14 protein-coding genes are annotated in these 14044 nt (G+C 53.8%); 11 read left to right on the forward strand and 3 right to left on the reverse strand.

Translation table 11 applies throughout. The features are described 5' to 3' along the window. Positions 1 to 207: 207 nt before the first annotated feature. Positions 208 to 579, forward strand: coding sequence for a DUF4225 domain-containing protein (locus HA49_RS12935; protein WP_281177716.1), 372 nt, complete (start codon positions 208 to 210; stop codon positions 577 to 579). On the opposite strand, the gene HA49_RS12940 is transcribed toward HA49_RS12935, so the two are convergent. Continuing rightward, a complete protein-coding gene (locus HA49_RS12940; RefSeq protein WP_038018124.1) occupies positions 554 to 865 on the reverse strand; it encodes a hypothetical protein in 312 nt (103 codons plus the stop codon). The genes HA49_RS12935 and HA49_RS12940 overlap by 26 nt on opposite strands. Before the next feature lie 651 nt (positions 866 to 1516). Between HA49_RS12940 and gcvT the strand changes: the two genes are divergently transcribed. The 5 genes from gcvT (at position 1517) to trhA (ending at position 7446) form a co-directional block, all read left to right on the forward strand. Then, positions 1517 to 2611, forward strand: a complete 1095-nt coding sequence (gene gcvT / locus HA49_RS12945; protein ID WP_038018127.1) for a glycine cleavage system aminomethyltransferase GcvT — start codon at positions 1517 to 1519, stop codon at positions 2609 to 2611. 25 nt (positions 2612 to 2636) lie between these two features. Then, positions 2637 to 3017 carry a glycine cleavage system protein GcvH gene (gene gcvH, locus HA49_RS12950; RefSeq protein ID WP_038018129.1) on the forward strand — a complete coding sequence of 127 codons (381 nt, stop codon included), beginning with the start codon at positions 2637 to 2639 and terminating at the stop codon, positions 3015 to 3017. Between the two features lie 102 nt (positions 3018 to 3119). After that, positions 3120 to 5999, forward strand: a complete 2880-nt coding sequence (gene gcvP, locus HA49_RS12955; protein WP_038018132.1) for an aminomethyl-transferring glycine dehydrogenase — start codon at positions 3120 to 3122, stop codon at positions 5997 to 5999. A gap of 79 nt (positions 6000 to 6078) precedes the next feature. Then, a complete protein-coding gene (locus HA49_RS12960) occupies positions 6079 to 6630 on the forward strand; it encodes a GNAT family N-acetyltransferase (RefSeq protein WP_038018136.1) in 552 nt (183 codons plus the stop codon). A 162-nt stretch (positions 6631 to 6792) separates the two neighbouring features. Then, the gene (trhA, locus tag HA49_RS12970) at positions 6793 to 7446 is read left to right on the forward strand and encodes a PAQR family membrane homeostasis protein TrhA (RefSeq protein WP_046791826.1); all 654 of its coding nucleotides are present in this window, start codon (positions 6793 to 6795) and stop codon (positions 7444 to 7446) included. A gap of 45 nt (positions 7447 to 7491) precedes the next feature. Here trhA and ygfZ read toward each other — a convergent pair whose 3' ends face one another. After that, a complete protein-coding gene (ygfZ, locus tag HA49_RS12975) occupies positions 7492 to 8472 on the reverse strand; it encodes a tRNA-modifying protein YgfZ (RefSeq protein WP_038019342.1) in 981 nt (326 codons plus the stop codon). 321 nt (positions 8473 to 8793) lie between these two features. Here ygfZ and sdhE point away from each other — a divergent pair, with 321 nt between their 5' ends. After that, positions 8794 to 9069, forward strand: coding sequence for an FAD assembly factor SdhE (gene sdhE, locus HA49_RS12980; protein ID WP_038019344.1), 276 nt, complete (start codon positions 8794 to 8796; stop codon positions 9067 to 9069). Between the two features lie 4 nt (positions 9070 to 9073). Continuing rightward, positions 9074 to 9460: a protein YgfX gene (locus tag HA49_RS12985; RefSeq protein WP_052752493.1), complete on the forward strand. Its 387-nt coding sequence runs from the start codon at positions 9074 to 9076 to the stop codon at positions 9458 to 9460. Positions 9461 to 9763: 303 nt separating this feature from the next. On the opposite strand, the gene fldB is transcribed toward HA49_RS12985, so the two are convergent. Further along, complete coding sequence (gene fldB / locus HA49_RS12990) at positions 9764 to 10282, reverse strand: flavodoxin FldB (protein WP_038018145.1); 519 nt, start codon at positions 10280 to 10282, stop codon at positions 9764 to 9766. 248 nt (positions 10283 to 10530) lie between these two features. Between fldB and xerD the strand changes: the two genes are divergently transcribed. Genes xerD through recJ form a run of 3 tightly spaced genes read left to right on the forward strand, consistent with a single transcriptional unit; the run spans position 10531 to position 13915 of the window. Further along, positions 10531 to 11445 carry a site-specific tyrosine recombinase XerD gene (gene xerD / locus HA49_RS12995; protein WP_038018148.1) on the forward strand — a complete coding sequence of 305 codons (915 nt, stop codon included), beginning with the start codon at positions 10531 to 10533 and terminating at the stop codon, positions 11443 to 11445. A gap of 28 nt (positions 11446 to 11473) precedes the next feature. Then, entirely contained in the window at positions 11474 to 12178 is a 705-nt protein-coding gene (gene dsbC, locus HA49_RS13000; protein WP_038019347.1) for a bifunctional protein-disulfide isomerase/oxidoreductase DsbC, read from the forward strand. A gap of 3 nt (positions 12179 to 12181) precedes the next feature. After that, a complete protein-coding gene (gene recJ, locus HA49_RS13005) occupies positions 12182 to 13915 on the forward strand; it encodes a single-stranded-DNA-specific exonuclease RecJ (RefSeq protein ID WP_038018151.1) in 1734 nt (577 codons plus the stop codon). Positions 13916 to 14044 lie beyond the last annotated feature (129 nt).

Here is a 14044-nt window from a genome sequence, read left to right on the forward strand (position 1 = left end):
CAGAGTTAGCCCGAAGGTTTAAAATTTTCCTGTGGGTTTTCTGTTGTTGTGTTGCCTGTTTTTTGTTTCTTTGTTTTTTGAAGATTGATGACTCCGGATATATTTTTGGTGGTGGTATATCGTTACTTGTTGCAGTATTTATCATTGGGTTTTCTCAACCGCCAGTCATCTCATTTAAATGCTGGCAGTTTTGTCGGATAAATAAAGATTAGTTATTCTCTATGCCGGGGCGCGAATGGCATAAGTAAAGAAGTTGCCCATTATGCAATGGATAATCAAACCTCAGAGGGTTTGGTTGCTGATGCAACTATGTCCACCGCTGAATTTATGGGATTTAGCCGTCATAGTGGGCTCGGGCTATATAAATCAGTCTCGCTGGTTGCAAATGCCTGTAGCATATTCGGTCTGTTCAGACGCCCCGGGACATGGCGTTTATTTCGATATCTGCCCGCCGATGATTACCGGAAAGTCAGCACCCTAAGCCGTCCAAAACTTACAATGAAAATTGTCGGTTATGGTGTTAAAGCTAAGATCATATTTGACCTTATGTCTATTAATGATACGGCTTCGAATGAGTGATTAACCTGCGAAAGCGCCATGACTTATATGCCAGTTTCGCTGGCGTTAAATACCATATAAAAGGTAATACAACCGCCAGTGTGGTCGCAAGCGTGATGCTGGTAGCTACAGATGCCAGCATCAGTGTGAAAGCAAGCAGGGTAAAAGCAGCGATAGTTATCCACTTTGAGGCATTAAAGCGGTTAGCCAGATCATGGGTCACGGAATCCAGCGATCCGCCGTAATGAGCAATATTGTTTTTCAGTTTTTCCAGGTCTGCATGACTAAACCCTGACCTGAGTAGCATCACTCACTTTCATAGCAATCCACCTTCCATCCTTAAAATGCAGATACCACTTTGCAGCAACTATACACAAAAATTCCGGACAACGCCGGGTCATATTTAATCATTGGCTCTCAGGTTTTGTATATCACTTCAGCGGTAAGCCACCGTTCATTAAGCCTGAATTATATCGGGCCCGATTTACCTGTTTTTCTCAGATGCGGAATTTCCTGCATGAACCTCGAGTGATTGCCGGGACGCAGGATTCTGACTGTTTCACGCTAGACTCAGCACTGCTCAGCCTTGATTGCACCGTAATGGATCCTCGTTTGATTTATTCTAATTTGACGCTGTGCTTTGCCTTACTTTTTCTAATCCGAAGTGTTGGGAATGGAATCCTGTCTTAACATTAACCCCTACCGATACTCTGCAAATATGCTGAGTAAAGCTCATTATTCTGGAGTTTTAAACTGCCGTTTTATTATATTGTGATGTTTTTATCTGTAATTATTTGCGCACCATTATAGTGCACACCCCTGTTTCGCCATTATTTTGCTTATAGTTAATTTTGCCTTTCAGTGGTAAGTTTTTGCTAAGGATAACGTTTGCGTTGCGACAGAGAATCGTGGCGGCCTGACGGCTCAGGGTAAACCCTTACTTATCAACGGGACAGTTATGACTCAGCACACACCTTTGTTTGAACAGCATCAGGCCTGCGGGGCCAGAATGGTGGATTTTCACGGCTGGATGATGCCTCTGCATTACGGTTCTCAGATTGATGAACATCAGGCCGTCCGCCACGATGCCGGAATGTTCGATGTTTCACATATGACCATCGTGGATATCACCGGGCCGCGCAGCCGCGAGTTCCTGCGCTATCTGCTGGCGAATGATGTCGCCAAACTGACCGTTCCGGGCAAAGCCTTATACAGCGCGATGCTGAATGCTTCCGGAGGGGTGATTGATGATTTAATTGTCTATTTCCTGAGCGAGGAGTATTTCCGGCTGGTGGTCAACTCTGCCACCAGAGAAAAAGACCTGGCCTGGTTAACTGAGCATGCCCGCGGGTTTGGGGTGACATTACAGGAACGCAGCGAACTGGCACTGATAGCGGTGCAGGGGCCGCAGGCACAGCAGAAAGCCCGCAGCCTGTTTACCGACAGCCAGCGTCAGCAAACCGAAGGGCTGGCACCGTTTTTCGGGGTACAGAGTGGTGATTTGTTTATTGCCACCACCGGTTACACCGGCGAAGCAGGCTATGAAATTGCGCTGCCCGCCAGCCAGGCCGCTGACTTCTGGCAGAAGTTACTTCACGCCGGAGTGAAACCGGCCGGGCTCGGTGCCCGTGATACCCTGCGGCTGGAAGCCGGCATGAATCTGTATGGTCAGGAAATGGATGAGTCAGTGTCCCCGCTGGCGGCGAATATGGGCTGGACTATCGCCTGGCAACCGGAGGATCGCCAGTTTATCGGGCGTGAGGCACTGGAACAGCAACGCCGGCAGGGCCACGAAAAACTGGTCGGTCTGGTGCTGAAAGAAAAAGGTGTATTGCGAAATGAGCTGCCGGTGCTGTTTACTGACAGTGACGGTGTACAGCAGCAGGGGATTATCACCAGCGGTTCATTTTCCCCCACCCTGGGCTGCGGTATTGCCCTGGCAAGAGTTCCTGCCTCAATCACTGATACTGCGGTGGTACAAATTCGCCAGCGTGAGATGCCGGTCACCGTCACCCGGCCGGTGTTCGTTCGCGCCGGCAAACCTTTGGTATAAAGAATAATTTCAGGAGATAACCCTAATGAGCAATGTCCCGGCTGAACTTAAATACCGTGAAAGTCACGAGTGGGTGCGTTTTGAACAGGATGGCAGTGTAACGGTCGGCATTACCGAACATGCCCAGCAACTGCTGGGTGACATGGTGTTTGTTGACCTGCCTGAGGTGGGCGCTCAACTGCAACAGGGGGATGATTGTGCGGTGGCCGAATCCGTCAAAGCCGCATCCGATATCTATGCACCGCTTAACGGTGAAGTGATTGCTGTTAACCAAGCGCTGGGAGAAAACCCGGAGCTGGTCAACAGCGACCCTTACAGCGAAGGCTGGTTGTTCAGACTGCAACCTGCCGGTGGTGAAGATGGCCTGCTGGATGCAGCAGCCTATCAGGCCGCCATTGGCGAATAACTGCCAGACCCCGGCTGCACAGTCTGTGGCCGGAATGACCTTAAACGGCAGTCGCCAGTGATGCTGCCGTATTAATTCCAGCCTGATTCAGGACGCACAGCGATGACCCGGACTCTCAGCCAGCTTGAAAACCAGAACGACTTTATCTCCCGCCATATTGGCCCGACCGAACAGCAGCAACAAACCATGCTACAAAGCATCGGTGCGGACAGCTTACCGGCACTGATTAATGCGATTGTTCCGCAGTCCATCCGTTTGCCGGAACTGCCGGCGACAGGTGAAGCGGTCACTGAGCAACAGGCTCTGGCTGAGCTTAAGGCAATTGCCGGAAAAAATAAGTGTTATAAATCCTGGATAGGGATGGGTTACAGCGCGGTCATTACCCCGCCGGTGATCCTGCGAAATCTGCTGGAGAATCCGGGCTGGTACACCGCCTATACACCTTATCAGCCGGAGGTTTCTCAGGGCCGGCTGGAAGCACTGCTTAACTTTCAACAACTGACCCTGGATTTAACCGGCATGGATATCGCCTCGGCCTCGTTGCTGGATGAGGCGACTGCGGCGGCCGAAGCGATGGCCATGGCGAAACGCGTCAGTAAACTGAAAAATGCCAACAAATTCTTTGTAGCCGATGATGTCCATCCGCAAACCCTGGATGTGGTACGGACCCGTGCCGAAACCTTTGGTTTTGAACTGATCATTGACGCGGCAGAACGGGCGGCTGACCATCAGGACCTGTTTGGCGTCCTGCTGCAGTACTGCGGTACCCGCGGTCATCTGCATGACTACCGTGAAATCATCGCTCAGCTAAAACAACGCAAGGTGATTGTCAGTGTTGCCGCCGATTTTATGGCGCTGGTATTACTGACCTCACCGGGCGCTCAGGGCGCGGATATTGTCTTTGGGTCATCACAGCGTTTTGGTGTGCCTATGGGCTATGGCGGACCGCATGCGGCGTTCTTCGCCAGCCGTGACGAGCATAAACGTGCCATGCCGGGCCGGATTATCGGGGTATCACGGGATGTCAGCGGTAATCAGGCGCTGCGTATGGCCATGCAGACCCGTGAGCAACATATCCGCCGTGAAAAAGCCAATTCTAACATCTGTACCTCGCAGGTGTTGCTGGCCAATATTGCCGGAATGTATGCGGTGTGGCACGGGCCACAAGGGCTAAAAACCATTGCCGAACGTATTCACCGGATGACCGATATCCTGGCGGCCGCGTTGCAGCAACGGGGTATGAAAATCCGTAATCTTCAGTGGTTTGATACCCTGATGGTGGAAGTGAAAGACAAAGCGGCGGTACTGCAACGTGCGGCTGAGCATCAGGTTAACCTGCGCACCGATCTGCACCAGGCGGTGGGGATCACGCTGGATGAGACCACCGTGCGTCAGGATCTGCAGACTCTGATAACCATTCTGACCGGTGATACGGCACCCGCAGATATTGAAAGTCTCGATCAGTTACTGGCGGCAGAAAGTCACTCGATCCCGCAGGCGTTATATCGTACTGATGCCATCCTCAGCCACCCGGTGTTTAACCGTTATCACAGTGAAACGGAAATGATGCGTTATCTGCACCGGCTGGAGAAAAAAGATCTGGCTCTGAATCAGGCGATGATCCCGCTCGGTTCCTGCACCATGAAACTGAATGCCGCTGCAGAAATGTTGCCGATCACCTGGCCGGAATTTGCTGGGTTACACCCTTTTTGTCCGACCTCTCAGGCAGCCGGTTACCTGCAGATGATTGATATGTTGTCACGCTGGCTGGTGCAACTGACCGGCTACGATGCCCTCTGTATGCAGCCCAATTCCGGGGCCCAGGGGGAGTATGCCGGCCTGCTGGCTATCCGCCGTTATCATGAAAGCCGCCAGCAGCCGGAACGCAATATCTGCCTGATTCCGGCCTCTGCCCACGGCACCAATCCTGCCTCGGCACAAATGGCAGGGATGGAAGTGGTGGTGGTGGCCTGTGATAAACAGGGCAACATTGATCTGGATGATCTGCGTCTGAAAGCCGGGCAGGCGGGTGAACAACTCTCCTGTATTATGGTCACTTACCCCTCGACCCACGGTGTCTATGAGGCCACTATCGGTGAGGTCTGTGAAATTGTTCATCAGCACGGCGGCCAGGTCTATCTGGACGGTGCCAATATGAATGCCCAGGTCGGGCTCACCTCGCCCGGATTTATCGGCGCAGATGTTTCGCACCTTAATCTGCACAAAACATTCTGTATTCCGCATGGCGGCGGCGGGCCGGGAATGGGACCGATTGGCGTTAAAGCGCACCTGGCCCCGTTTGTTCCGGGCCACAGCGTGGTACAACTGGACGGCGTTCTGACCCGTGAAGGGGCGGTTTCGGCGGCACCTTTTGGCAGCGCCTCTATTTTGCCTATCAGCTGGATGTATATCCGGATGATGGGCGCAGAAGGTTTACGCCAGGCCAGCTCGGTGGCGATTCTGAATGCGAACTATATTGCCCGCCGGCTCAGCGATGCTTACCCGATTCTGTATACCGGCGCGCACGGACATGTGGCGCATGAATGTATTCTGGATATCCGCCCACTGAAAGAGCAGACCGGGATCAGTGAGATGGATATTGCCAAACGGCTGATTGACTACGGTTTCCACGCACCGACCATGTCATTCCCGGTGGCCGGCACACTGATGGTGGAACCTACCGAGTCGGAAAGTCAGCAGGAACTGGACCGGTTTATCGCCGCCATGCTGGCGATCCGCAGCGAAATAGACAAAGTGGCCGCGGGTGAATGGCCGGCGGACGATAACCCGCTGGTCAATGCCCCACATACCCAGCAGGAAATCACGGGGGACTGGCAGCACAGTTACTCCCGTGAACAGGCCGTTTTCCCGGCCGGCAGTGAGGATAAATACTGGCCGACAGTCAAACGGCTGGATGATGTTTATGGCGATCGTAATCTGTTCTGCTCCTGTGTACCGATCAGCGATTATCAGGCACAGTAAGGCTATTGCCGTCATAAAATTCGGTTAATGTTACTACCGCGGCTGTTTACAGACCGCGGTTTTTTATTGGGGAGGATCGATGAAGAAACTGAACACTGCCCGTCTGACCGGACGCCGCTTAACCGCACAGGACTGGCCGTTCTTTTTCCGGCTCTACCAGGACCGACAGGTAATGCGCTTTATCAGTGATCCGCTGACTGAGCCGGAAATCCGTGAACGCTTTAATCAACGCCTGGTTGACTGGGATCGCCACAGCAACCACTGGCTCTGTCTGTTACTTTGCGAGGCTGAACAGGGCAGGCCGGTCGGGCTTACCGGCTGGTGCATGACCGAGCCCGGGATTGCTGAAGCGGGTTTTATTCTCAGCCGTGACGGGCAGGGCAAAGGCTATGGCAGTGAGTCGTTGAATGCGCTGAGCAGGGCATTTTTTTCCGGCCACTACGGCCACCGGTTGTTCTGCCGGGTGACTGAAGGTAACAGCCCCTGCATACGCCTGATGGAGCGATGCGGTTTTCAGCACGAAGGTTGTTTAAGGCAAAGCTTCTGGCTTAACGGGGAGTGGCACAATGACCTGTTGTACTCACGGTTAGGCAGTGACCCGGCAGCCGCTGAACCGGTCCGCGCCGATTGATTTTGCACAGAAACGGGGGGATGCAGGGCCGGTCCCTCTGTCAGGTAATCCGGTTACAGCCGTTCACAAATTTATTTCGGCTTACAACTGTACACTGAAAATATTCTTCGCTACGCTGTCGGTGATTTATCAGGAATCCGGGAATAATTCAGGAAGCATTCGATGACCAAACACCGTTTTTTTCCGAAGGGATACTCCGTCGCCGAAGAAGTCGCCAACAGTGTCAGTCACGCCCTGGGATGTGTATTCGGTATTGTCGGGTTGGTATTATTACTGACTAAGGCAATTAAGACCCAGGCCGGTGCAATGGCAATCACCAGTTACAGCCTGTACGGTGGCAGCATGATCCTGCTGTTTTTTGCGTCCACGCTCTATCATGCCGTTCCCTCTCCGGGGGCGAAACCCTGGCTGAAGAAATTTGACCACTGTGCGATTTATCTGCTGATTGCCGGTACCTACACCCCGTTTTTGCTGGTGGGGCTGAAATCTCCGTTAGCCTACGGACTGATGGTAGTTATCTGGTTACTGGCGCTGGCGGGGATAATTTTTAAGCTGGGGTTTGCTCACCGCTTTAAAATCGTCTCGCTGGTCACCTATTTGCTGATGGGCTGGTTATCGCTGGTGGTGATTTATCAGATGGCGACGCGGCTCTCGCCCGCCTGTGTCTGGTTACTGGCCATCGGCGGGATTGTCTATTCGCTGGGGGTTATTTTCTATGTCTCACGGCGAATTCCGTTTAACCATGCCATCTGGCACGGCTTTGTGCTGGGGGGCGCAGTCTGCCACTTCTGCGCCATTTACTTTTACCTGCAATAAACTCCTGCTCGCGGCAGTGCCAGACTCAGACACTGCCGCAGAAGGTCAGTCGGCTTCTGCCAGGGAATAGGGCAGGGGTTGCACGTTAAGTACCGCGCCTTCATCCCCTTCCGGACGCAGAACCGCGTCACTCTCCAGGTCATTATTCAGTACCGCCTGCAGTGACAGTTGGCCGTTACTCAGCCTGACGGCAGCCAGCACGGTGCCGGTCCGGCGCCATTTATCGCCCATTTGCAATTCCAGCGAATCTCCGGCGGCCGGAGTTTTTTCACTGTGACCCGACAGCCAGTAGAGGGCACGTTTATTCGCGCCACGATATTTTGCCCGCGCCACCATCTCCTGACCGGTGTAGCAACCCTTTTTAAAACTGATGGCATTCAGAGCCTGCAGATTGGTCGCCTGCGGAATAAATTCGGCGCTGACAGCGCTGTCAATCACCGGCTCTCCGGCGGCGATATTCAGCGCCAGCCATTGCTGACTGTCTGCCGTCTGTGCGTTGTTTAACGCCTGACGTAATGCCGTGGTTTGTGGTTCACCGGCAATCACCAGAAAACGTTCCTCCGGTAACGGCAACCACAGCAGCAGGGTTTCACCGGCCATCACCCGTGGATTCTCACCGTCCGGTAACTGAGCAAATTGCCCGGCCAGTGCCTCGCGGGCGCCGCTGCCCGCCACGCCGGTCAGTTGACGGCTGTCGTCAATAGTCAGAGTGACTTTGGAAAATACCGCATATTTTTTTAGCTCGGTCAGTTGCTGTTCGCGGACCTGGCGGCGCAGCAGATAGCCGTAATCCTCAAGGTCATGGAACAGGCGCAGGCTACTCCACATCTTGCCTTTCGCATCACAATGGGCGGCCAGCCGGTGATCATTCTCCTCAAGGGCTGCGACATCCAGCGTAAGCTGACCCTGCAGATAGCTGGTGCTGTCAGGTCCGCGGGCGGTCACCAGTGCCCAGTCGTCGAGTGCGATAACGGTCAGTGGCAGGGCGTCTGCCGGTGCCGGGTATGAAAGAGTATTTGCGGGCATAAGAAGATCCTGTGACTGAATCTGAAGTACCGGTGCGCAAGAATCGGCGGTTGACCGTATTCCCGCACCGGTGACGAAATTGACCTGTATCTGCGCATTATTCACCAAAGCGGCGTTGCTGAAAAGGGCACAACCACACCACAAATGCGCAAGGAGAGGGATTTTGCCGGAAACCGACGACGAATTTAAGCTCACCCTTGCCGGCATGCGGCGCGGTGCGCAATTTTAACCGCCGGTCAGCGGAGAGAGTCGCAAGGGGCAGGTTATCCGGGGTAAACTGTCTGCCTGTCGGTTAACAGCACAGGATAAATAATGCCGAACATGACCTCCCCGGGAATCGAAGATAAATCCCGCGTTCAGTGGGCCTGCCGCCGTGGCATGCTGGAACTGGATATCGCGATTATGCCGTTCTTTAAATATGAATATGATTCGCTCAGTGACCACGATAAACAGTGCTTTATTAACCTGTTGCGGGCCGATGATCCTGATTTATTTAACTGGATGATGGAGCACGGCGAACCGGCAGACCCTGAGCTGAAACGGATGGTGAACCTGATTCGTGAACGCAACGCACAACGCGGGCCGGTGGCACTCTGAGCTGATGGCCTCACGGTGGGCAGTGCGGATTCAGCGGGGGGCAGAGGTTTTGCTGTTCATGTCGCTACTCTGTTCGCCCTGGCCGTTACTGTGGTCACCCCTGAAGCTGCTGGCTTTCCTGCTGGTCTGGCGGGAAGGGAAGCTGGCACGGCGGCGATTTTCTCAGCGCTCTGGAGCGATACAGCTCGATAATCAGGGTATCTGGTACTGGCAACAGCAACGCTGGCGGACGGTGCGAAATCCGGGCTGGCTTCCTTGTGCCGTATTACTGACACTGGAAAATGAACACAGCCAGCGAATCACATTCTGGCTGATGCAGGATGCCATGCCGGAAACTGACTGGCGTGGCCTGCGCATGCACTGGTTTTATTGTTGCAGGTTACCCGACTAACCGGCAGACGGGGCAGGTATTCCGCAGCACGGGCATCTGTTTCGTACTGATAATAATTTCTGACTGGCCCGGGCTAACTGAGTGTTCAATGTGCTTTACTGGCCGCAGTGAGAAATTTATCTGGTGCCAAACCGGCAATCGTGCCGCACTACATGGCCGCCGCAGGAGGTTGGCAGTAATAATTTCGGGCGAATATTAAGTACAAATATTATCCAAACAGGTCAGGCGTAAAAACTCACCGCTATACCCCCTCGCTGCCAGGGGATAGCGACTACGTGCCGCAGAGAAGTTATATAAGTTCCGTTACAGCAGATCTGACATTTCGGTCAGAATCTGTTCGCACCACTGCTCAATCCGTTCATCGGTCTGTTCAAACTGATTAACATCATCCAGCGCCAGCCCGACAAATTGTGAGCCTCCCGGCACTACCGCTTTCTGGCTGATAAACTCAAAGCCTTCGGTCGGCCAGTAGCCGATAAAGCGAACCCCCATCGGTTGCAGTAAATCATGCAGCATACCCAGCGCATCGAGAAACCATTCGCTGTAACCAATCTGATCGCCCATTCCGTACAGCGCCACAATTTTCCCCTGCAGCTGTAAGTCCGGCAGCATCGGCCAGATGGCTTCCCAGTCTTCCTGCAACTCACCGAAATCCCAGGTCGGGATACCCATAATCAGCAGGTCATAGTACTGCATGGATTCGGTGGTTCCGTCTTTGACATTGTGCAAAGTGACCAAATCCGCGCCGATAAAATCGCGGATTTTTTCCGCCACTATTTCGGTATAGCAGGTACTGGAACCATAGAATAATCCTATTTTCATACCATCAGTTGCTCAGTTGATCGAAAACTGCGGCGTATGGTAGCAGAGAATGGCGCTAAAGGCGCTGGCGTTATCCGGCTAATACAAGGTGAATTTGTGACTATTACGGGCAGGCCAGCCCAGCCAGTGCCGCCGGGGCTTGCGGAGATTATCTTAGCCATCCCCTGACCATTTCAGGCATAATGGCGGCACGGCGATAAATCTGTCGGCTAAACGTAAACAGCTGTGTTGCGAAAAAAGGAGGAAAGGTGCAGGAACAACAGCAACAGGAAGAAAACCTCAGCAGAATCGAACTGTTCCTCGACACGTTGTGGATTGAACGTAACCTGGCGCAAAATACCCTTTCCTCTTATCGCCAGGACCTGCATCAGCTCACCGACTGGCTGGCTGCGCATCAGCTCTCGTTACTGGAAGTGACCGCCGAAGATTTACAGAGTTTCCTTGCCGAACGTCTGGAAGGTGGTTATAAAGCCAGCAGTTCGGCCCGGCAACTCAGCGCAATGCGTCGCTTATTTCAGTATCTGTATCGGGAAAAGCTGCGCGGTGATGACCCCAGTGCGGTACTCTCATCGCCAAAACTGCCACAGCGGTTGCCCAAAGACCTGAGCGAATCACAGATTGAACGCCTGCTGCAGGCGCCTTCGACAGAAATTCCTCTGGAATTACGTGATAAAGCCATGCTGGAGTTACTCTATGCCACCGGATTACGGGTCTCTGAACTGGTGGGGTTATCCGTCAGCGACATCAGCCTGCGTCAGGGCGTGGTTCGGGTGACTGGTAAAGGCGATAAAGAACGGCTGGTACCTCTGGGGGAAGAGGCGGTGTACTGGCTGGAGCAATATCTGGAATATGGCCGTCCCTGGCTGACCAATGGCCAGTCAATGGATGTGATGTTCCCCAGCAACCGCGCACAGCAGATGACGCGGCAGACATTCTGGCACCGGATAAAGCACTACGCGTTGCTGGCCGGTATCGACAGCGAAAAGTTGTCACCGCACGTTTTGCGCCATGCCTTTGCCACGCATCTGTTAAATCACGGTGCCGATTTACGGGTAGTACAAATGTTGCTCGGTCACAGCGACCTGTCAACGACACAGATCTATACTCATGTAGCTAACGAACGGCTACGACAGTTACATCAACAGCATCATCCCCGGGGCTGAACCGGTGGACATAAAGGACGAGATGTTCATGAAAAAAACGCTTTTAGCAATGACCTTGTTGTGGTCAGCACTTTCCGGTCTGGCCCATGCAGACGATTCAGCAATTCAGAGCACTCTGCAGCGGCTGGGTGTTAAAGTGACCGATATCCAGCCATCGCCATTACCGGGCATGAAAACTGTGCTGACCGACAGCGGCGTTTTCTATATGAGCGATGATGGTAAGCAAATGATTCAGGGCCCGTTGTACGATGTCAGCGGTCCGCGTCCGGTTAACGTCACTTTCCGCCAGCTGGGCAAGAAAATGGAACAGATGGTGCCGGATATGATTATCTATAAAGCACCGAAACAAAAATATGTGGTAACGGTATTTACCGATATTACCTGTGGTTACTGCCGTAAGCTGCATCAGCAAATGGCGGATTATAATGCGTTAGGCATCACCGTGCGGTATCTGGCGTTCCCCCGTGAGGGGATGGGCGGCGAAGTGTCAAAAGCGATGCAATCGGTATGGTGTATGGCTGACCGTAATAAAGCCTTTGATGCGGCCATGAATGGCCAGACCCCGTCAACGGCCAGTTGTAATATAGACCTTGCCCGTCAGTACCAGCTGGGACTGATGTATGGCATTCAGGGGACGCCGGCCATCATTACCGAAAATGGCACACTGATCCCGGGCTATCAGGGACCACAGGAACTGAAACAATATCTCGATAGTCTGAATACAGGTAAGTAACTTTTGGCCGGAAAACATGTTTCGCAACTGCGCCGTCGTCAGGTGACCGCAGAAGTTGTTTTACCTGACGATATGCCGGCATTATTGCGTCGGTTATATACATTGCGCGGTGTTTGTTCAGCTACTGAGCTGGAACGCGGGGCCGCGGCCCTGTTGCCCTGGCAGGGGCTGAACGGAATTGAAACGGCGGCGGCACTACTGCACCAGGCGATGCTTACAGGGCAGCGGATTATGGTGGTGGGGGATTTCGACGCCGACGGCGCCACCAGTACCGCATTATCACTGCTGGCATTACGGGGTATGGGGGCAGAGAATGTTGATTTTCTGGTCCCTAACCGCTTTGAAGACGGCTATGGCCTGAGCCCCGAAGTGGTGGAACAGGCCCGGGCCCGTGGTGCAGAACTTATCCTGACCGTGGACAACGGTATTTCCTCACATGCCGGGGTGGCGCTGGCCAGTGAATATGGCATCCAGGTAGTGATCACCGATCACCACTTACCGGGCGACACCCTGCCGGCCGCCGCCGCGATCGTTAACCCTAATCTTGAAGAGTGCGGATTTCTGTCGCGTTCACTGGCGGGCGTTGGCGTGGCGTTTTATCTGATGCTGGCGCTGCGGGCGCATTTACGCGATCAACAGTGGTTCAGTGACCGCCCTCAACCCAACCTGGCCGAACTCCTCGACCTGGTGGCGCTGGGGACCGTCGCCGACGTGGTGCCGCTGGATGCCAATAACCGTATCCTGGTCTGGCAGGGGTTACAGCGTATCCGTGCCGGGAAATGTCGTCCCGGTATCCGTGCTTTACTGGAAGTCGCAAACCGCCAGCCGGCAAAACTGGTGGCCAGCGATCTCGGTTTCGCCCTCGGCCCGCGGTTGAATGCCGCCGGTCGGCTGGATGACATGTCGGTCGGTGTCGCATTATTACTGTGTAACGATACTCAACAGGCCCGGATGCTGGCCAGTGAACTGGACGCTCTGAATCAGACCCGCAAAGAGATTGAGCAGGGGATGCAGGCCGAAGCATTAAGCCTGTGCGACTCACTGGAACAGCAGCAACAGTTACCTAACGGCCTGGCTTTCTATCATCCGCAATGGCATCAGGGCGTGGTCGGCATTGTCGCCTCACGGCTGAAAGAGCGTTTTCATCGCCCGGTGTTCGCCTTTGCCCCTGCGGGCGACGGTACTCTGAAAGGATCGGGGCGTTCCATCAGCGGTCTGCATCTGCGCGATGTGCTGGAACGGCTGGATACCCTGAATCCCGGACTGATACTTAAGTTTGGCGGCCACGCGATGGCGGCGGGACTGTCACTCAACGAAGATCAGTTTGAACCCTTCCGGCAGGCATTTGCCGAACTTGCCGGAGAGTGGCTGGACGAACAGCAGCTCCAGGGAGTGGTCTGGTCCGATGGCGAACTTTCCGGCCAGGAACTGACTCTGCATACCGCCGAAATTCTGCGCGAAGCAGGCCCCTGGGGACAGGCTTTCCCGGAACCGGTGTTCGACGGTAAATTCCGCATCTTACAGCAACGGCTGGTCGGCGAACGCCACCTGAAACTGATGCTGGAGCCACTCGGCGGTGGCCCGCTGCTGGATGGTATCGCGTTTAATATCGACACCAGCCTGTGGCCGGATAACAGCATACAACAGGCGGAACTGGCCTATAAACTGGATGTAAATGAGTTTCGTGGCCAACGTAATGTGCAGCTGCTAGTCGAGCACCTCTGGCCGGTCAGCTGATCTTTCTTAATAAACGGGTTTTTCTGTGCAACAAATAGCCGCTTGCTGCTGCACAGGGGATACCCGAAACTTCACCTTTGCGGTACACTGTGTGGCCTTAATTAAGCCAATAACCGACCAACTAAAAGA

The organism is Tatumella morbirosei, from assembly GCF_000757425.2.
In the GTDB taxonomy this organism is placed as follows: Bacteria; Pseudomonadota; Gammaproteobacteria; order Enterobacterales; family Enterobacteriaceae; genus Tatumella; species Tatumella morbirosei.